19 protein-coding genes are annotated in these 19,783 nt (G+C 62.3%); 14 read left to right on the plus strand and 5 right to left on the minus strand.

The annotated features are described in order from the left end of the window. The first annotated feature begins 51 nt into the window (after window positions 1–51). Entirely contained in the window at window positions 52–921 is an 870-nt protein-coding gene (locus tag AAFN55_RS08205; protein ID WP_347798363.1) for a lysophospholipase, read from the plus strand. A gap of 232 nt (window positions 922–1,153) precedes the next feature. Here the strand turns inward: AAFN55_RS08205 and AAFN55_RS08210 are convergent, their stop codons facing one another. From AAFN55_RS08210 to AAFN55_RS08220, 3 genes are all read right to left on the minus strand, one after another. Beyond that, window positions 1,154–2,821, minus strand: a complete 1,668-nt coding sequence (locus AAFN55_RS08210) for an amidohydrolase (RefSeq protein ID WP_347798364.1) — start codon at window positions 2,819–2,821, stop codon at window positions 1,154–1,156. A gap of 217 nt (window positions 2,822–3,038) precedes the next feature. Continuing rightward, window positions 3,039–3,707 (minus strand): uracil-DNA glycosylase, encoded by a 669-nt coding sequence (locus AAFN55_RS08215; protein ID WP_347798365.1) that lies wholly within the window; start codon window positions 3,705–3,707, stop codon window positions 3,039–3,041. Further along, window positions 3,707–4,297, minus strand: a complete 591-nt coding sequence (locus AAFN55_RS08220; RefSeq protein WP_347798366.1) for an NYN domain-containing protein — start codon at window positions 4,295–4,297, stop codon at window positions 3,707–3,709. Before AAFN55_RS08220 ends, AAFN55_RS08215 begins: the two co-directional genes overlap by 1 nt. 254 nt (window positions 4,298–4,551) lie before the next feature. Between AAFN55_RS08220 and AAFN55_RS08225 the strand changes: the two genes are divergently transcribed. The 13 genes from AAFN55_RS08225 to AAFN55_RS08285 all read left to right on the plus strand — a co-directional run bounded on the left by AAFN55_RS08225 (window position 4,552) and on the right by AAFN55_RS08285 (window position 17,873). Then, complete coding sequence (locus AAFN55_RS08225) at window positions 4,552–5,124, plus strand: aminotriazole resistance protein (RefSeq protein WP_347798367.1); 573 nt, start codon at window positions 4,552–4,554, stop codon at window positions 5,122–5,124. A gap of 20 nt (window positions 5,125–5,144) precedes the next feature. Then, the gene (locus tag AAFN55_RS08230) at window positions 5,145–6,662 is read left to right on the plus strand and encodes an ATP-binding cassette domain-containing protein (protein WP_347798368.1); all 1,518 of its coding nucleotides are present in this window, start codon (window positions 5,145–5,147) and stop codon (window positions 6,660–6,662) included. Beyond that, window positions 6,659–7,333, plus strand: a complete 675-nt coding sequence (locus AAFN55_RS08235; RefSeq protein WP_347798369.1) for an energy-coupling factor transporter transmembrane component T — start codon at window positions 6,659–6,661, stop codon at window positions 7,331–7,333. The genes AAFN55_RS08230 and AAFN55_RS08235 overlap by 4 nt, the downstream gene beginning before the upstream one ends. Next, the gene (locus AAFN55_RS08240; protein WP_347798370.1) at window positions 7,330–7,968 is read left to right on the plus strand and encodes a phosphoribosyltransferase family protein; all 639 of its coding nucleotides are present in this window, start codon (window positions 7,330–7,332) and stop codon (window positions 7,966–7,968) included. Before AAFN55_RS08235 ends, AAFN55_RS08240 begins: the two co-directional genes overlap by 4 nt. Before the next feature lie 91 nt (window positions 7,969–8,059). Further along, window positions 8,060–8,455, plus strand: coding sequence for a DNA-directed RNA polymerase subunit omega (gene rpoZ / locus AAFN55_RS08245; protein WP_347798371.1), 396 nt, complete (start codon window positions 8,060–8,062; stop codon window positions 8,453–8,455). Between the two features lie 108 nt (window positions 8,456–8,563). Continuing rightward, complete coding sequence (locus AAFN55_RS08250) at window positions 8,564–10,792, plus strand: bifunctional (p)ppGpp synthetase/guanosine-3',5'-bis(diphosphate) 3'-pyrophosphohydrolase (protein ID WP_347798372.1); 2,229 nt, start codon at window positions 8,564–8,566, stop codon at window positions 10,790–10,792. 16 nt (window positions 10,793–10,808) lie between these two features. After that, window positions 10,809–11,210, plus strand: coding sequence for a holo-ACP synthase (gene acpS, locus AAFN55_RS08255; protein WP_347798373.1), 402 nt, complete (start codon window positions 10,809–10,811; stop codon window positions 11,208–11,210). Between the two features lie 112 nt (window positions 11,211–11,322). Continuing rightward, window positions 11,323–12,069: a signal peptidase I gene (gene lepB / locus AAFN55_RS08260; protein ID WP_347798374.1), complete on the plus strand. Its 747-nt coding sequence runs from the start codon at window positions 11,323–11,325 to the stop codon at window positions 12,067–12,069. A gap of 76 nt (window positions 12,070–12,145) precedes the next feature. Continuing rightward, window positions 12,146–12,865: a ribonuclease III gene (gene rnc / locus AAFN55_RS08265; RefSeq protein WP_347798375.1), complete on the plus strand. Its 720-nt coding sequence runs from the start codon at window positions 12,146–12,148 to the stop codon at window positions 12,863–12,865. Then, window positions 12,862–13,776 (plus strand): GTPase Era, encoded by a 915-nt coding sequence (gene era, locus AAFN55_RS08270; protein ID WP_347798376.1) that lies wholly within the window; start codon window positions 12,862–12,864, stop codon window positions 13,774–13,776. The genes rnc and era overlap by 4 nt, the downstream gene beginning before the upstream one ends. 18 nt (window positions 13,777–13,794) lie before the next feature. Further along, window positions 13,795–14,550, plus strand: coding sequence for a DNA repair protein RecO (gene recO / locus AAFN55_RS08275; protein WP_347798377.1), 756 nt, complete (start codon window positions 13,795–13,797; stop codon window positions 14,548–14,550). Further along, window positions 14,547–15,062 (plus strand): PaaI family thioesterase, encoded by a 516-nt coding sequence (locus AAFN55_RS08280; protein WP_347798378.1) that lies wholly within the window; start codon window positions 14,547–14,549, stop codon window positions 15,060–15,062. Before recO ends, AAFN55_RS08280 begins: the two co-directional genes overlap by 4 nt. Window positions 15,063–15,125: 63 nt before the next feature. Then, on the plus strand, window positions 15,126–17,873 hold the full coding sequence (locus tag AAFN55_RS08285) for a DUF2339 domain-containing protein (protein ID WP_347798379.1): 2,748 nt from the start codon (window positions 15,126–15,128) through the stop codon (window positions 17,871–17,873). Here the strand turns inward: AAFN55_RS08285 and AAFN55_RS08290 are convergent. Both AAFN55_RS08290 and AAFN55_RS08295 read right to left on the minus strand, forming a co-directional pair. Continuing rightward, a complete protein-coding gene (locus AAFN55_RS08290) occupies window positions 17,851–19,083 on the minus strand; it encodes an MFS transporter (RefSeq protein ID WP_347798380.1) in 1,233 nt (410 codons plus the stop codon). The two genes, AAFN55_RS08285 and AAFN55_RS08290, sit on opposite strands and share 23 nt — an antisense overlap. Window positions 19,084–19,204: 121 nt before the next feature. Beyond that, entirely contained in the window at window positions 19,205–19,657 is a 453-nt protein-coding gene (locus AAFN55_RS08295; RefSeq protein ID WP_347798381.1) for a LysM domain-containing protein, read from the minus strand. Window positions 19,658–19,783 lie beyond the last annotated feature (126 nt).

Consider the following 19,783-nt stretch of genomic DNA (forward strand, 5'->3'; position numbering starts at 1 on the left):
CATAGCTGTCGGGCGACCGTTCGCCCGGCATTGCAGCTCGTGGAGCTTACGATGGTCGGCGTTTCACAAAGCGCGGCGCGTGAGGAGAGTTTCAGCAGCCCCAAGGGGCTCAGAATCGTCTTTCGCTCGTGGCATCCCCAGACGCAGCCGCGCGCGGTCGTTGCGATATGCCACGGGTTCAACTCGCATGGCGGGCAATATGCCGGCGTCGCGGAGGAGTTCGCAGCCAACGGCTTTGCCGTCTATGCCGTCGACCTGCGGGGCAGGGGCAAGTCGGAGGGCGAACGCTTCTACGTCGATCATGTCTCGGAATACACCGACGATCTCGGCACGCTGATATCGCTCGCAAAGTCGCGGGAGCCGGGACTGCCGATATTCCTCCTCGGGCACAGTGCGGGCGGCGTGATCTCCTGCACCTATGCGCTCGATCATCAGTCGGAACTGGCCGGGCTGATCTGCGAGAGCTTCGCCTACAAGGTGCCTGCGCCCGACATTGTGTTGAGCCTCCTGAAAGGACTGAGCGCGGTTGCACCGAGGCTTCAGGTCTTCACGCTGAGGAACAAGGACTTTTCGCGCGATCCCGTAGCGGTGCGTACGCTGGATAATGATCCGCTGATCGCAGGGGAATCACAGCCCGCAAAGACGGTCGCCGCCTTGGCGCGCGCCGACGAGACCCTGAAGGTCTCGTTCCCGAAGATCACGCTTCCGATTCTCATCCTTCACGGCACCGAAGACAAGGCGACGGTGCCGGCGGGCAGCCAGTTCTTCTACGACACCGCCGGATCGAAGGATAAGACGCTCAAACTCTACAAGGGCCACTATCACGACCTCCTGAACGACTACGGCAAGGAGGACGTGATGGCCGATATCGTGGGCTGGATCGAGGATCGATTGCCACGCGCCGCAACGGGCCCCTTCTAATTTAGGATGGGCTGCCTGCCGGCGGTCGAAGGTCGCATCCAACGCCTAGGGTGGATCTGGCAAACCGAACCTTGGCCCGCGAGACGGCATAGCCATCAAAAATGAATTCTCGCCGCTTATCATAAGCCACCAATATGCGATTGCGGGTGGCGTAAGGGGGTGGAAATGGGCACCTCTCGCAGAGATGCCCAACAGTATGGAAATCCACGAGGATCAAGCAGGCATTTCGACCTTAGGGGCGTGTGCCATCGCTATTGTAGACCTCTACACCATCAACATACGTTGAAACGGCGCGTAAATTCTCGATTTCGTCCTCTTCAATAGCGAGATAATCGTCAGAGATAATAACGAAATCCGCGAATTTCCCAGGCTCAATCGATCCTTTAAGCTTTTCCTCTCCAGTCATCTTGGCATAGTTTATTGTCAAAAGCTTCAGTGCATCCTCGCGAGATATAGCTTCGTCCTCGCCATAGACGCCGTCACTAATGGTGTCTCGAGAGATAAAGTGGTACAGGACCCAAAATGGGTTTACTGGGATGACTGCCGAATCAGTACCTCCAACAACCAGAAATCCTTCTTCAAGGTACGTCTTGAGGGGCGTTACATGGTTTGCTCGTTCATCACCCCAGTATCCATGCAGTGTTGGGGCAGCCAAATACAAATGGTTTTGAACAGAGAGCTGAAGGTTCAGGTCTCTCGCTCTCGGGTACTGATCCGGTCGACTTACAAATGCGTGCTCGATAGCCCATCCGCGGTCCAATATAGAGCGCTGCTTATTGGTCTCTTCGTAGCCGTCCAGAATTTGGTCCAGTGCGGCATCGCCCACGCCATGTACTGTGACGCGCCACCCTCCATCGTTCCACGCGGACACCTGCTGATTGAAATCCTCTTGGCTCAGAAGCTGCAATCCGAAGTACGTGCCCCCATTTCCACGCGGCTCTTCGTAGGCTTTGGTCATATGACCGCCCTCGAAGCCTCCGTCCACGCCCATCTTGATGCCCCAGACTCGGACCCATTCGTCACCCTCGTCGGGCGTGATATTCTCCTGCCCAAGCGTCTCGGGGGTAACGTTTCTAAAGAGAACGCTATACCTCACAGATGTCCTGTCGGTATCACGCAACTCAATGAGTTGGCGGTAGTGCGAGACGGTCGTTCCAGGAATGCGAACACTGGTCAGGCCGTATGAATTCATGACCTTTTGTTCCGCCAGCAGATCGTCAAGTGTCTGCGGCTGGGATGGGGGCAGCGGCACCAAGGTCCGCGCATTGTTGGTGACCTCGCCTGTGAGTTCTCCACGATCATTTTTGGGGAGCGAACCACCCGCCGGAACCGGCGTGTCTTTCGTGATGCCCCACTTATCCAGCGCCGCATGATTCAGGAAGTAACTGTGACCACCTCGCCTGATAACCAGAGGGATGCCAGGCGCTGCTTCTTCCAGTTGGTCCGCTGTCGGGGTAACTTGCTCGCTAAGCTGTGCTTCGTGCCAATCGTTATTAGAAACTAGAATGTCGTCTGGCCCCGCCTCTTTGGCGGCCGCAGCGACCTGCGCCAAAAATTCTTCCATTGAACGTGTTTGCGACAGATCGATACCCGGTCCCCCGCCAACGGAATGAAGGTGCCCATCGCTCAGGCCAGGGATTACGGTCTGGCCGTCCAGATCGGTCACGTGGGTATCGTCGCCGGCCATCTCCTGGATAGCAGCACTCGTTCCCACCGCTAAAATTTTTCCATCCTTTACGGCGAATGCCTCCGCGACTGAGAAATCTGCGTCGACGGTGATGATCCTTCCGTTGTGAAAAATTGCGTCAGCCACATCCGCCGATTGAGCTATCGCAAAATGCGCGCACGAGAATGTTAGGGCTGTGGCGATTCCACCAAGTCGCAAAGCTTTGCCGATCATGCTCTTCCCCTCGAGTGTCATTGAGACGTTACGCAAGGTAATTTAGGCTTCGATATTTTATATGTAAACCATCTTCCCGTGCTTGGTGGCTTTCAGGATGGATTGCAGGAGCTAACCCTTGCAAGCTAGCGCCTTGAAAACTGAGCTAAAACTCAAGGGGAAATGGGCATTCTTGAAGCGCCTGAGCACGGATGGGTTTTCAACCCATCACGCTAATTCAGGAACGCTCGTCGAGATAGGCGCGCACGTCGCGGAAGACCCTGACGAACATCTCTTCGGTGAGGCGGCCCGTGTTCGTGTTGTAGCGCGAGCAGTGGTAGCTGGAGAAAAGCCGCACCGGGCCCGCCTGGTGCTGCGCGCCATGGCCGAAGGGTAGGGCGGCGACGCGCTGGCCGAGCGCGCGAACGGTCGACTGGTGCGCGATCGTACCCAGCGTCACGATCGCCTCGAGCTTTGGGAAGCGCGCGATGGTCGGCTCGAGAAACGTCCGGCAGGTGTTGATCTCGGCGCCGACGGGTTTGTTTTCGGGCGGAACGCACCGCACCGCATTGGTAAGCGCCGTGGCGATGAGTTCGACCCCGTCGTCGGGGCGTGCCTGGAACGTGCCGCGCGAAAAGCCGAACCGGTTGAGCGTCGCGTAGAGGAGGTCGCCGGCATAATCGCCGGTGAACGGGCGTCCGGTGCGGTTCGCGCCGCGAAGTCCCGGCGCAAGACCGACGATCAGCAGTCGCACCGTCTCGTCGCCTTCTGTCGCGATGAATGTCGGCACCGGCGCGTTGAACCATGTGGGCTCGCGCTCGCGCCAGAGCGCGATGAAATCATGCAGACGTGGACAAAGCGCGCAGTTGCGCGGCGGTTCAGGCCTTTCGGCCACTTCTGCATGCATCACAAATCGTCTTCGTCGTATTCGGGTTCTTGGTCGGGCTCGACCTTGCGAACGGGACGTTCGCTCGGCTCGCGCCCGATTTCGTTCTTCAGCGACATGAGATCGATGAAGTAGTCGGCCTGCCGGCGCAGATCGTCGGCGATCATCGGCGGCTGCGACGACATGGTCGAGACGACGGATACCTTGCGGCCCTTGCGCTGCAACGCCTCGACCAGCGTGCGGAAATCGCCGTCGCCGGAGAAGATGACATAGTGGTCGACATGCTCGATCAGTTCGAGCGCATCGACCGCCAACTCGATGTCCATATTCCCCTTGATCTTGCGGCGGCCGGCGGCATCGGTGAATTCCTTGGCCGGCTTGGTCACGACCTTGTAGCCATTGTAGTCGAGCCAGTCGATCAGCGGCCTGATGGACGAGTATTCCTGATCCTCGATCAGCGCGGTGTAGTAGTACGCACGCAGCACATACCCCCGCTTGTGAAAGCTGGCCAGCAGCTTCCGGTAGTCGATATCGAAGCCGAGTGCCCGCGATGCCGCATAAAGGTTGGCTCCATCTATGAAGAGCGCTATCTTTTCCCTTGGGTCGAACATGCTGAAAATCCTTGGGTGTTCAATGGGTCCGGTCGAAAAAGCCAGCCGGCGAAACCGCCGCAATCACCAAAGTCGTCAGTGTGTAATAGATCGAGATAACGACGATAACTCGACATTCCTAGTGCCGTTGCTTCAAATCACGCGATTGCTATCGTCCCTGCCGGTGTCGAAAATTCTGTGCGGCGGAGGATCGTGTTCGGATCGGCATGCAACTTGCTAAGCAGGGGCGGGAGGCAAAATGGGGATTCCTCGTCATGCAAAACGCTACCGCAGTTCAACCTGAGGGCAATACCCTCTTTCCAATCGTTCTCTCCATCGTTGCGGCCGCTGCAACCGGTGTGCTCTGGGCCTATGCCAATCCGATCCAGCTCGTTCCGGGGGTGATCCAGTGGCGCATTTTCGCGTTTCTTCCGCCGCTGGTCGGCATACTGCTCGGCTGGAAGAGCGGCTTCATCTGCGGCTATCTCGGCACAATCGTCTGGTCGCTTCTGGCCGGCACCTTCATTCCCGCTCACTCGCTCATCGTCGATGGCATCATGGTGGGTCTTACCGGTCTGGTTCCGGGGCTGATGTTCGATCCTGCCAAGACACGTTTTGATCGCAATGCGCTGATCAAAATTGCGGCAGTCTGCCTCGTTGTTGGACTTGTCATGGTCGTGTTCGTCTCGGCAAGCCTTGCCTATCTGGGCATCTTCCCGTTCTGGTGGGCCGTGATGTATCTGGGTCTCTCGGACATCGTCCCGATGCTCATCGGCACGCCCCTCCTGGTGATTCCGGCGCTCAAGATTCTCAAAAGCGCGCACCCGGCGGGCTTCACGCGCTTCTGACAGATTGGCAAGGCAATACAGTGCTTGAATTGGATGCGGTAAATGTCGGTTTCGGCGAAGCACCACCGGTGCTTGCCGGGGCCTCGATGACGGTCGCCGCAGGCGAGCGGTCGCTCGTCTGCGGTGCTGCGGGCAGCGGAAAATCGACGCTGCTCAACGTGGCCGCAGGCGTCATGCCGCGCCTGGTCTCGCCGGGCACGTTTGCGGGCACCGTTTCGTTCGACGGCATACCGCTCTCGAACATGGCTCGCGATACGCTTTTCACCACCATCGGCAGCGTGGCGCAGAATGTCGAGGATCAGCTTTGGGATCTCGGGGTCGAGGATCTGATTGCCTTTCCGTTGGAAAATCGCGGGGTCGAGCAGGCAACGATCCGCGATCGGGTCGATCTGCTGATCGAGGAACTCGAGTTGAACGCGCTCAGAGGACGCCGCGTGCTCACGCTGTCCGGCGGCGAACGGCGCATGGTCGCGATTGCCGCATCACTTGCGGCGGCCCCGCGCCTGCTCGTTCTCGACGAGCCGACGACCGGTCTCGATCCCGCCGCGCGCGCGCGTCTCGTGCGCATCCTGACGAAGCTTGGCGGCGATATTCCCGCATTGCTGGTTGCAGAGCAGGATCCGGGCGCTTTCGAAGGCCTTGCCACAAGCGTCCGGTTTCTCGCGAACGGAACGGTGTCGGCGCCGCATTCCGCGCAATCCGTCATGGCAACGTCGCAGGTTTGGCTCGATGCGGGGATCATGCCTCCAAGGGGCATTGCAACGGCACACCACCGGCCGCAGCCGGGCGCCGAATTGCTGTCCGTTTCGGGCGTTCGCACCCGGCTTGCCCGGCCCGACGGCACGCCGGTCCTGCAAGATGTCTCCCTGGCCATCAGGGCAGGGGAGGTCGTGGCGCTTGTCGGACGCAACGGGGCCGGCAAGACCACCCTGTTCCAGTCGATCCTTGGCCTTGCGAAGATCAGTGCCGGAACGATCAGCATCCATGGCGAAAGTGCGGAAGGTTGGACGGTCGCGCGCAGGGCGCGATCGATCGCCTATTTGCCGCAGAACATGCGGCGAATCCTGTTCAACCTGACCGTGGTCGAAGAGGTCCTGTTCGCGATCACCGCAGGTGGACCGGCCGATGACGGCGCGCGTCAAAGGGCGGGCGAGGCGCTTGAGAAATACGGTCTCGCCGGTTTCGCCGAGGCAAGCCCGTTTGCACTCTCGGCGCGGCAGCAGGCGCTGGTCGGCCTTGCCTGCGCGGATGCCGCGCAGGCCGGCGTGGCGATCCTCGACGAGCCGCTGCTCGCGCGTGATCTGCATGGCCGCCGCATGCTCGACCTGTTCATCGATTCCACCGTTTCGGCTGGCCGCGCCATCATGTTGATTTCGCACGACCTCGACCTCGTACAGGAGGTGTCGACGCGGCTGCTGATCCTCGAAGGCGGACAGATCGCCTATGATGGCGCGACCCATGCCGGCTGGTCATCACCGGCTTTCAAAGCGCTCGGTTGGCCGGCACCTACTGTCCAGACGCGCGGAGCCGCCGCATGAACGCCATCCATGACGTCAATTTCTTCGTCAAGCTGGCTGGTGCATTCGCGGTGATGCTGGTCGCCTGGTTCGTGCCGGACTGGCGCTTCGGCGTCGCGCTGTCGCTCATGATCGTTGCGCTGTTGCTGGTGACGCGGGTTCCGGGCATGCGTGGCTATCTCAAAGGCGCGTCGCTTCTCGTCCTGCTCGTGATGGCGAGCTGGATCGCGAACCTGCTGATTCAGGGCGAGACGCTTCAGACGGCGCTTCCGACCGCGGCCGGGATGGCTGCGCGTCTGGTGACCACCACGGCCGTTTTCTATTTCGTGATGGAGACGAGCACACCCGGCTCGATCCTTGCTGCGTGCAGCGCCGCGCGCCTGCCGCCCATCGCGACGCTCGTCCTGTCGCTGACTTTCGGCATCATTCCGATGTTGCGCGAGGAATTCGAACGGATCGGCGACGCCCAGCGCGCACGCGGCATGGAGATCGACGACGTCTCGCTGCCGATGCGGTTGCGCTTCGCGCTCGCGCGCGGCGTGCCGCTTCTCGTGCAGGCCGTGCGCATGGCGCACGCGATCTCGCTGTCGCTCTCCATTTATGGGTTCGAGCTTTCCCGCAAGCGCACCACATGGCGCAATGTCGGGCTTATGGTCGAACCAAAACTGCCACGCAAAGGACCTGCCGCATGACCGACGAAACCGCCGCCAGCCCCGTTACCGACCAGACCTGGATTGTGGACGTCGCGGGCATGGACATTCACCTGCCCATCGTCGCCATCAAGCCGGACTTCGCGATCTCGCTGATGATGGTGATCGACCTGGGGGTACGTTTTGGCGAGCATGTCGGCGCGAAGCTGGCCGGGAAGTTGAAGCCGCTTGAGCCGGAAATCGTGGTCGGCGCGGCGACGCTCGGCATCCCGGTGGCGATCGAAGTGTCGCGCGCGCTCGGGCTCGACGATTATGTGGTCCTGCAGAAATCGCCGAAGATCCATCTCGGCGACGCGCTGGTCCAGACGATCTCGTCGATCACGTCGAAGGGCGAACAGCGCCTGCTTCTCGATCGCCGCGCCACGCCGCTTCTTGCCGGCAAGCGCGTCGTGGTTGTGGACGACGTCGTCGCTTCCGGCTCCAGCCTCAAGGGCTCCGTCGAACTCGTGCGGAAGGCCGGCGGCACGGTCGTCGGCATCGGCGTGATTCTGACCGAGGCCAAGGACTGGCAGGAAACGCTGGGAGAGGACGCGTCGCTCATCCACAGTCTTGCCCATATCCCGCAATTTGCGCCGCGTGATGGCAAGTGGGAGCCGATAGAAGACACGCTGCTGTAGCGTCGGCCCGTGCATCGCGCTTGTCTTTCGTGGCCGTTCGCGTTATGGACCGGCAACTCTCCGACAATTCCACCAATGAAAGGGGCACCGAATGGCCCGCGTCACCGTTGAGGATTGCATCGACAAGGTCGAGAACCGCTTTGAACTGGTTCTTCTGGCCGGTCACCGCGCCCGTCAGATCAGCCAGGGCGCCCAGATCACGATCGATCGCGACAACGACAAGAACCCCGTTGTGGCGCTTCGCGAGATCGCCGACGAGACCCTCTCGCCGGGCGACCTGAAGGAAGATCTGATCCACTCGTTGCAGAAGCACGTCGAAGTCGACGAGCCGGAAGCCGATCTGCCCGAGATTCCGGATGCCACGAGCGCCGCTTCCGCCGATGCGGACAGCGACGACGAAGTCGTGACGTTCGACCGGATGACCGAGGAAGACCTGCTTGCAGGCATCGAAAACCTCGTTGCGCCTGAAAAGAGCGACGATTTCTAAAGCCTGTTGCGGCTGCTGCCTTTATCGGCAGCGAAATCGTGTTTATCTAAAGCATGCGTCCGCAAGCCGCGGGCGCATGTTTTGTTTTGGTGAGCAGGAAATCCGCCCATGATGCGTCAGTACGAGCTTGTCGAGCGCGTCCAGCGCTACAAGCCCGACGTGAACGAGGCGTTGCTCAACAAGGCGTATGTCTACGCCATGCAGAAGCACGGGCATCAGAAGCGTGCCTCCGGCGATCCGTACTTCTCCCACCCGCTCGAAGTGGCGGCGATCCTCACCGACATGCATATGGACGAGGCGACGATCGCGGTCGCGCTCCTGCATGACACGATCGAGGATACGTCCGCCACCCGCGCCGAGATCGACACGCTCTTCGGCCCCGACATGGGCAAGCTTGTCGAGGGACTGACCAAGCTCAAGAAGCTCGACCTGGTCTCCAAGAAGGCCGAGCAGGCGGAGAACCTGCGCAAGCTCCTGCTCGCGATCTCCGACGACGTCCGCGTCCTGCTGGTCAAGCTCGCCGACCGGCTGCACAACATGCGCACGCTTGATCACATGCGGCCGGAAAAGCGCCTGCGGATCGCCGAAGAGACGATGGATATCTATGCCCCGCTGGCCGGCCGCATGGGCATGCAGGACATGCGCGAAGAGCTCGAGGAACTCGCCTTCCGCTATATCAACCCGGAGGCGCACAAGGCGGTCACCGAACGGTTGGCCGAGATTTTCGCCCGCAACAAGGGCGTCATCGGCGAGATCGAGCACGCGCTCTCGGAACTGTTCGTCGACGATGCGCTCTATGCCGAGGTCAAGAGCCGCCAGAAGAAGCCATGGTCCGTCTTCCGCAAGATGGAGACCAAGGCGCTGTCCTTCGAGCAACTGTCGGATCTCTTTGGCTTCCGCGTGGTCGTGGCCAACGTCGAGGATTGCTATCGCGCGCTGGGCGCGATCCACATGAAGTGGTCGATGGTTCCGGGCCGCTTCAAGGATTACATCTCGACGCCGAAACAGAACGACTACCGGTCGATCCACACGACGATCGTCGGTCCCTCGCGCCAGCGCGTCGAACTACAGATCCGCACCCAGGCGATGGACACGGTCGCGGAATACGGCGTCGCCGCCCATTCGATCTATAAGGATCATGGCGGCAAGGCCAACGGCTCGGGCCACGCGATCTCCAAGGATACCAACGCCTATGCCTGGTTGCGCCAGACCATCGAGGCGCTCGCGGAAGGCGACAATCCCGAAGACTTCCTCGAAAACACCAAGCTGGAGCTGTTCCAGGATCAGGTCTTCTGCTTCACGCCGAAGGGCCGGCTGATCGCGCTGCCACGCGGCGCGACGCCGATCGACTTCGCCTACGCGGTTCACACCGATGTCGGCGACACATGCGTCGGCGCGAAGGTCAACGGCCGGATCATGCCGCTGATGACCGAGCTGAAGAACGGCGACGAGGTCGAGATCATCCGCTCCAAGGCGCAGGTGCCGCCGGCTGCGTGGGAATCGATCGTCGTTACCGGCAAGGCGCGTTCCGCGATCCGCCGCGCCACCAAGAACGCCATCCGCAAGCAGTATTCGGGTCTCGGCATCCGTATCCTCGAACGCGCATTCGAGCGTGCCGGCAAGACCTTCACAAAGGATCAGCTCAAGCCCGTCCTGCATCGCCTTGCCCGCAAGGAGGTCGAGGACGTTCTGGCCGCCGTCGGTCGCGGCGAGCTGTCGTCTCCCGACGTCATGAAGGCGGTTTTCCCCGACCACAAGGAGGATCGCTCTGCCCAGTCGGTGAAGGCGCGCGAGGAGGGCTGGTTCAATATCCGCAATGCCGCGGGCATGCTGTTCCAGATTCCCGGCCGCTCGTCGTCACGCAAGGCGAAGTCCGAAACGAAAAGCGATGCGGTGCCCATCCGCGGCGTGCGCGGAGACCTGCCGGTCAGCTTCGCGCCCGAGGGCGCGGTGCCGGGAGACCGCATCGTCGGCATCATCCAGCCGGGATCGGGCATCACGATCTATCCGATCCAGTCGCCATCGCTGACCGCGTTCGACGACCAGCCGGAGCGGTGGATCGACGTTCGCTGGGACATCGACGACGAGCGCAAAGAACGGTTTCCGGCCCGCGTCTCGGTGACAGCCATCAACGAGCCGGGGTCGCTGGCCTCGATAGCGCAGACGATTGCCGCAAATGACGCGAACATCCATACGCTGTCGATGGTGCGCACCGCGCCCGATTTCACGGAAATGGTCTTCGACCTCGAAGTCTGGGACCTGAAGCATCTCAACATGCTGCTCTCGCAACTCAAGGACAATTCGAGCGTGAGCGAAGCGAAACGTGTGAACGGATGATAAGCGGGCAGCACTCATGATCGTTGGAATCGGCAGCGACCTGATCGATATCAGGCGTATCGAAAAGACGCTGGAGCGGCACCCCGAACGGTTCATCGCGCGTGTCTTCACCGATATCGAGCAGGCCAAGTCGGAACGGCGCAAGGAGCGCGCAGCCTCCTACGCCAAGCGGTTCGCCGCCAAGGAAGCATGTTCCAAGGCGCTCGGCAGCGGCATATCGCATGGCGTGTTCTGGCGCGACATGGGCGTGGTCAACCTCCCGGGCGGCAAGCCGACGATGGAACTGACCGGTGGCGCGGCAAGGCGTCTCGCGACGCTCCTGCCGGCGGGGCACGAGGGCTTCGTGCATCTAACCATCACCGACGATTATCCCTTGGCGCAAGCCTTTGTGATCATAGAGGCCAGACCCTTCGCGTGAATTTCCGCTTTCCGCCGAACATCGGCCACACTGCGCTGATTGGCCCTCAGCAATGCGTTGCTCCGTGCAGCGCAGTTCGTTAAGACGAACGCCACTCAATGATTAGGACGACATGAGCGTGAGCGACAAATCGCAGAAAAAATCCGGTGGCCTTGGCGAGACCGTCAGCGTCATCGTTCAGGCGCTGCTGCTCGCGCTCGTCATCCGGACTTTCCTGTTCCAGCCCTTCTCGATCCCGTCGGGGTCGATGCGCCCGACATTGCTCGAGGGCGACTATCTGTTCGTCACCAAATGGGCCTACGGCTATTCGCGCCATTCGCTTCCTTTGTCGCCTGATCTCTTTTCCGGCCGCTTTTTCGACAGTGCTCCCGAGCGCGGCGACGTTGCGGTCTTCAAGTTCCCGCCAAACCCCGCGCTGGATTACATCAAGCGCGTGATCGGCCTGCCGGGCGACACGGTGCAGATGCGCGCCGGCCAGCTCTTCATCAATGGCGAGGCGGTGCCGCGCGAGAAGGTGGGCGAGATCAACAATCCCGACATTACCGAGGTCAACCGCCCGGTCGAGGTTTATCGCGAGACGCTGCCCAATGGCGTGTCCTACGACACGCTGGACCTGACGCCGAATTCGATCAGCGACGACACGCGCGAATTCGTCGTGCCCGAAGGCCATTACTTCATGATGGGCGACAACCGCGACAATTCGAGCGACAGCCGCGTCTTCGGCTTCGTGCCGGAGGAAAACCTGGTCGGCCGCGCCAACATCATCTTCTTCTCGATCGCCGGCAGCGCAAGCCCGCTCGAAGTGTGGAAGTGGCCGTCGCTGATGCGTCCGTCGCGCCTGTTCTCGATGGTGAGATAGCACCGGACCAAAAAGTGGAATCCGGTTTTTGGACAAATCCGATGCGTGAGCAAAGAGACAGCACGGTTATGGCGTGATGCCCACAAAGCCAATCAAGGGCAAGCAGCTCGCGGACGCCATCGAGGCGATCACGGGCTTTGCCTTCTCCGACATGGAATTGCTGTTGCGGGCGCTGACACACGCGAGCGCGCGCGTCTCGGACGGTTCCGACTACCAGCGCCTGGAATTCTTAGGCGATCGGGTGCTCGGGCTCGTGGTTGCGCAGATGGTGTTCGAAGCCAATCCGAGCGCGCCGGAAGGCGAGTTGTCGCTGCGGCTCAATGCGCTGGTCAATGCCGAAACGCTGGCCGAGATCGCCGACGAGGTCGGATTGTCCGAGTTTATCGTCGCCGGCAGCGAACTGCGCACGCTCACTGGGCGCAAGCGGGTCAATTTGCGCGCCGACGTGATGGAAGCGCTGATCGCCGCCGTCTATCTGGAGGGCGGGCTCGAAGCGGCGCGGCGCTTCATCGCGCGGCATTGGGAGGGGCGCTCGAAAGCGCCGACCGCCGCAAGGCGCGATCCGAAGACCGAACTGCAGGAATGGGCGCATCAGGTGGCCAAGGCCTCGCCGATCTATACCGTCGACAAGCGCGAAGGGCCGGATCATGATCCTGTCTTCGAGGTCTCCGTTCGTATCGGCGATCTCAAATCCGCGGTCGGCTCCGGCCGGTCCAAGCGGGAAGCCGAGCAGGCAGCAGCCACGGCGATCCTCCTTCGCGAGGGCGTCTGGCAAAAGGAGACGAACGCACAATGAGCGACACGGTTGAAAGCCCCGGCACGCGAGCGGGTTTCGTGGCGCTGATCGGCGCACCCAATGCCGGCAAGTCGACACTGGTCAATCAGCTTGTCGGCAGCAAGGTCTCGATCGTCACGCACAAGGTGCAGACGACGCGCGCCATGGTGCGCGGCATCGCCACCCACGACACGACGCAGATCGTTCTCGTCGACACCCCCGGCATCTTCAAGCCACGCCGCACGCTCGACAAGGCCATGGTCAAGACCGCATGGGGCGGCGCGAAGGATGCGGACGTCGTGCTGGTGCTGATCGATGCCGAACGCGGTATCCGGGGCGACGCCGAGACGATCCTCGAATACCTGTCCGGCGTTCGCCAGCCGAAGGTGCTGGTGCTCAACAAGGTCGACCGGGTGAATCCCGAGGCTCTGTTGAAGCTGACGGCCGAGGCAAACGAGAAGGCCGAGTTCGAGAAGACCTTCATGGTCTCGGCGCTGACAGGCTCGGGTTGCAAGGATTTGCTCGAGTTTCTCTCCAAGCGCCTGCCGGAAGGGCCGTGGTTCTACCCGGAAGATCAGATTTCCGACCTGCCGATGCGCCAGCTCGCCGCCGAAATCACGCGCGAGAAGCTCTATTTGCGCCTGCATCAGGAACTTCCCTACTCGTCTCACATCGAGACCGAGAATTGGGAGGAGAAGACAGACGGCTCGGTGCGCATCGAGCAGGTCATCTATGTCGAGCGCGACAGCCAGAAGAAGATCGTGCTCGGCCATAAGGGCGAGACGATCCGCTCGATCGGGCAGGCGGCCCGCAAGGAGATCGGCGATATCCTCGAACAGAAAGTGCATCTGTTCCTGTTCGTGAAGGTGCGCGAGAACTGGGGCAACGATCCCGAGCGCTATCGCGAAATGGGACTTGAGTTCCCGTCCTGAACCGTTCAACACTGAACAATGGAATGGCGTGACGAAGGCATCATCCTCGGCACGAGGAAGCATGGCGAGACAAGCGTCATCCTCGAGGTGATGACGCGCGCGCATGGCCGGCATCTGGGTCTGGTTCGCGGCGGCCGGTCGCGCCGCATGCAGCCCGTGCTTCAGCCCGGAAACCGCGTGGACCTGATCTGGCGCGCGCGCCTCGACGAGCATCTCGGCATGTATCAGGTCGAGGCGCTGGAGCTCCGCGCCGCGCGGTTGTTCGACAGCGCCTGTGCCGTCTACGGTCTGCAGACGATCGCCTCGCATCTGCGCCTCCTGCCGGAACGCGACCCGCATGAAACGCTGTTCGAGACGCTGGACCTCTTGATCCGGCATCTGGAGGACGCGTCGTCCGCCGCCGAACTCGTCGTGCGTTTCGAATTGCTGATCCTGGACGAGCTTGGCTTCGGCCTCGATTTGTCGCAATGCGCCGCCACCGGCCGGCGCGAAGACCTGATCTACGTGTCTCCGAAATCGGGCCGCGCCGTCTCGCGCGAGGCGGGAGCGCCATGGGCCGACAAGATGCTGGCCCTGCCGGCCTTCCTCAAGCACGGGTCCGGCATTCGCGGCGATCCGGCTGCGATGGAGGACGCGTTCCGGCTCACCGCCTATTTCTTCACCCGCCACGTCTACGAACCACGCGGCATGGAGCCCCCTGAAGCGCGGGCCGGCTTTCTCGCCGCCTTGCGCAAGCACGTCTTCAACGCGGACAATGGAGAGAATGCCGCATGAGCGAAGTGGAACTGTTTCCCGGTCACGTATCGCGGCTGGGGCTTGGGAGCATACCGCCGGCCGACATCATGGAGTTCACCGGCCTCCAGCTTCTCCAGCGCGTCATCTCGGGCGAGTATCCCGCACCCAGCATCGCCGCGCGCATGAACTTCGTGCTCGTCGAGGCATCGGAGGGAAGGGCGGTGTTTCGCGGGCTGCCGAGCGATCGGCATCTCAATCCGCTTGGCGGCGTCCACGGCGGCTGGGCGGCGACCATCATGGACTCCGCGCTCGGCTGCTGCGTTCACACCTTGCTCGACCGGGGCGAGGCCTATTCGACCGCCGAAATGAAGCTCAACTACATCAGGCCGATCACGCCGAAGACCGGTGAGGTGACGTGCGAAGGCAAGGTCGTGCACAAGGGCAGGACGCTTGCCGTGTCCGAGGCGCGCCTGCTCGACGGCAACGGCAAGTTGCTGGCATTCGGCACCGAGACATGTGCCATCTTTCCTTTGAGGCCCGTTTCCGCCTAATACTTCGGCAGCACACCGCCGTAACCGCAGATTGCATAGCGGCGCGGTATGAGGGGAATCGGGATGTACGAACTTCTGGCGATCGCGTTCGTCGTGACGATGATTGTGGTCTATCGACAGGGCCAAAAGCTCAAGCGGCTCGAAAGCGAGGTCGTCAAGCTGAGCCGCGAAATGCTGTCGCGGCCGGTATCCCCTGCGATCGAGGAGACGGTTCAAGCGCAGGCGGAACCGGCTGTCGAGCCGCTGACGCAGCCGGAAGCGGCATGGACGCCGGAGCCCGATCCCGACGCGGAAGAAGAAGACGCGGAAACCGTCGGGCCATGGGCTCAGGCCGCGCGTGCGGCGTCGGAACGGGCCGAGACGAGCGAGCTTCCTTATGTGCTGCCGACGAAAGCGGCGGGCAATGCGGACATCGAAACGGCGCTTGGAACCCGCTGGGCAGTCTGGGTCGGCGGAATCGCGCTGGCGCTCGGTGGCATTTTCCTTGTGCGCTACTCCATCGAAGCCGGTATTTTCGGCCCCGGCGTCCGCCTGATCTTTGCAGCGGTCTTCGGTGTGGCTCTGGCTGGGGCGGGCGAAATCGCACGCCGTCGTGGTTTTGCGAGCCCGATAGGCGGCATCGACAGCGCCTATATCCCGTCAATCCTGACGGCTGCGGCAGCCTTCGTGCTGTTCGGGGCGATCTTCGCCGCTCACGGCATCTACGGTTTCATCGGCCCCGCAGCAGCCTTCGCGCTGCTTGGACTGGTCGGTCTCGCGACGATCGGCGTGGCCTTGATCCATGGGCAGGCGCTCGCGGGACTAGGCTTGCTTGGCTCGTATTTGACGCCCGCGCTCGTCGCCTCCGCGGCGCCCAACCCCTGGTCGCTCTTCATCTATCTGGCGATCGTGCTATGCGCATCAATTGCCATCGCTTCGCTTCGCCGCTGGCGCTTCCTGTCCACGGCAAGCTATATCGGCGCAGGTCTCTGGAGCCTTCTCTACATCGTCGCATCGCGGGACATCGTGCCACTGCCGGTGATCGTCCTGCAACTTGCGGGCCTCGCAGTGCTTGGCGGCATATGGCTGAGGGGGGCAGCAGAAGGCGACGAAGGCAGGACCGACGCTCCGTCGGTCGCCTCAGGCATCTTCGCCGGACTGGTCGCCTTCTTCACGGCGGTCGGCGTCGTGGCGTCGATCGGTATCGGGCAGGTGAGCGTCGTCGGCGCGGTGCCGCTCTGGTCGTTCTTGCTGTTCGTGGCAATGCTCGCCACCGCTGCCTGGCGACGGCCGGCAACCCCGCTGCTCCACGCAGCCGGCACGGCGCTCGTCCTCTCACAGATTTGCGACATCGCGACCGGTAGTTACGTCGTCGAGCTGTGGGGTGGATCGTTCTCCTTCGACGGGGCGTGGCTCGGCTTCGGGAATGCGTTCTTCATCTATGCGGTCGCGCTGGCGGTGCTCTTTCTCGTTGGCGGACTGCTGATGGCGCGGCAGATCGTCGGGTCCCAGCGATACCGCGCGGCGATGTGGTCCTTCTGGGCCGCCGCCGTTCCCTTTGCCGTCCTGTTCACAGTATGGCTCACCTCCGGCAACCTCGATATCGACTGGCGCTATGCGGGGATCGGCCTCGTGCTGGCTCTGGCGCTCGCCGCAGGCGGGGAAGCCACGGCACGGGCGGAAACGCCGCCTCTGCGCGGCGGATGGGCGGTCTCCTTCTCGCTGGCGGGTGCGGCGCTGTCGCTCGCCTATGTGTTGCTGGCGGGCTTCGGCCCCGTGTGGACGACCGTTCTGACCGGGCTCGCGGCGGCACTGCCCGCTGCCGTGACGCGGTTCCGCAGTTACCGCGCCCTCGGCTGGCTCTCGGCCGGCTTCGCCGCGATCGTGCTGGTGCGTGTGGCGTTCGAACCGACCATCGCCGGTTGGGATCGTCTCGGGACGACACCGGTCTTCAACGCGCTCTTACCCGGCTATCTCCTTCCGGCGCTCGCATTCGCCTATGCCGCCTGGCAGTTGCAACGCACGACGGGCGGTCGCCCGAGGCTGATCATGGAGACGCTCGCCGCGCTGTTCACGCTTCTGGGTGTCGCCATGCTCGTGCGCCACGCCATGAATGGCGGCGTCATCGACGCAGGCGAGCCGTTCCTGGCCGAGCAGTCGATCTACACGCTCATCATGATCGGGGCGGGTGGCATCCTGCTCGCACTCGACGTTCGCTCGCCGAGCCCGGTCTTCCGCTATGGCTCGATGATTGCCGGCGTCTTGTCCGTCTTCACGATCGCGACGACGCATTTTATCGACCTGAACCCGCTTGCCACCAACGATTCGACCGGCACGATTCCCGTCATCAACCTGATCCTGCTTGGCTATCTGCTGCCGGCGATCGCGATGGCGGCCGTTGCGCTCTACGCGCGCGGCAAGCGGCCGGGCTGGTACGTCTCGATGCTGGCGGTGGGTGCCGCCGCTCTTGCGTTCGCCTACGTGTCGCTGTCGGTGCGCCGCATCTTCCAGGGCGAGTTCATCGGTGCCTGGAAGGGCATGACCGGGCTGGAGAACTACACCTATTCTGCGGTGTGGCTGGCGCTCGGCGTCGCCATTTTGGTTGCGGGCGTGCGGCTGAGATCACGTGTGCTGCGCCTCGCCTCCGCCGGCCTCGTGGTGATCGCGGTCGCCAAGGTGTTCGTCTTCGACATGAGCGGGCTGGAAGGCGTGCTGCGCGCCCTGTCCTTCATGGGGCTCGGCGTCGTGCTCATCGGCATCGGCATGTTCTATCAGCGCATGCTGGTGAGCGAGGCGGCGAAGGAGGTGGCTACTCCGCCGGCTGAAGCGTAGGCCGCTCGACCGGCTGTTCCTTGATCGGCCAATGCACCGCCGCGGCGAACAGGCCGAGGACAACGCCCAGCCACCAGACCGGATCGTAGCTGCCGAACTGGTCGTAGAGGTAGCCACCGAGCCAGACGCCAAGGAATGAGCCGATCTGGTGCGAGAAGAAGATGATGCCGCCGAGCAGGCCGAGATGCCTCGTGCCGAACATGATCGCGACGAGCGCATTCGTCGGCGGCACGGTCGACAGCCACAGCAGTCCCATGATGATCGAGAACGTCACGACGGTGGCCGGCGTCTGCGGCAACAGCAAAAACGCGGTGACGAGGATCGAGCGCCCGAGATAGATCCAGACCAGAAACATCGGCTTGGAATAGCGCTGGCCGATCACGCCGGCCGACAGCGATCCGATGATGTTGAAGAAGCCGATCAGCGAAAGCGCGATCACGGCGTAGCGGGCGTCGATGCCGATGTCGGAAATGTAGGCCGGGAAGTGCGCGGTAATGAACGCGACCTGGAAACCGCAAACGAAAAAGCCTGAAAATAGGAGGACGTAGCTGCGATGCGCAAGCGCTTCTCGCAGTGCTTCGCCAGCCGTCTGCTGATAGGTCACCTGCTTGAGGCCGCTGGATGAGTTTCCGCGCAGCGGAATCGCGAGAACGGGGATGATGAGCATCATCACGCTCATGATGACCAGCGTGTCGTACCAGCCGTAATTGGAAATCAGGCCCTGGCTCAGGGGGGCGAAGATGAACATGCCGGCCGAGCCGGCAGCGGTGCCGAGGCCGAAGACGAAGCTGCGGTTTTCCGGCGAGACGTTACGCGCGAACGCGGCCAGGACGATGCCGAACGAGCCCGACGCGACGCCGAGCCCGACGAGAACGCCGCCGCCGATGTGCAGCATGCCGGGCGTTGTCGCCATCGCCATCATCACGAGGCCCGCGCAATACATGAAACCGGAGAGGGACAGCACACGCCATGTGCCGTATTTGTCGGCGAGTGCGCCGAAGATCGGCGTCCCGATGCCCCATGCCAGGTTCTGGATCGCCATCGCGAGGCCGAAGGTGGTGCGATCCCAGCCCTTTTCAGCCAGCATCGGGAGCTGGAAGAAACCCATCGCCGAGCGTGGACCGAAGGTCAGAGCCGCGATCAGGCAGCCGCAGATGATCAGGAGCCATGGAATCCGCGAAACGGCGGGAGTGGCGGCGGACTGTGACATGGCAGGGATCCCCGAACTTGGATCATCACCTTTAGTCCAATCGTGCCATGAGGGACAATCAATAGAACGGATCGATCGTTCAATTTTGTTGAAGCTTGAACGATCTGCCGGAGGCGCCTGCTCAAAACAGCGGCGGCGGGAAACCGGGTATCTGCGGCGCGTGGCCGGGCGGCAGCGGCAACTGGCCGGGCTGGTCGCCGAAGCCGCGCAGGATGTGTTGCTGCGGGATCGGCGCTGGCTGCGGCGGCAGGATCACCGTGGGCGAGTTGCCGCCGACGGACGGAGGAACCAGCGGCGGCATGATCGGCACAGTCGGTTGTCCGATGGTGATCTGCCGGGAGGGCAAAGCGGGCCGTGGCACCGCTATGAACGTTCCCGCCTGAAGATTGACCGGGCTCAGCCCAGGATTGGCCTGCCGCAGCGTCTCAACGCTGATGCCGCACGCACGCGCGATGGAACCCAGCGTGTCGCCATACTCGATGCCGATGCGGCTTGGGCACGCTGCATACGCCGACAATGGCGCGCACACGAATCCAGCCACGAAAACCCCGATGATCGCCCTGAACGTTGCCATCACCCTTTCTGATCCGAAAAGCCCAGCGAAAGTAAGGCGGGCATGCTGCTGCTCGCGTGCGCCGACCGTCAAGTCACAATTCGGCCTTAATTCGGGAGCGTTAGCGGATTTCAGCTTGCGCGGAGG

The sequence above is a fragment of the Mesorhizobium sp. CAU 1732 genome, assembly GCF_039888675.1.
Classification (GTDB): Bacteria; Pseudomonadota; Alphaproteobacteria; order Rhizobiales; family Rhizobiaceae; genus Aerobium.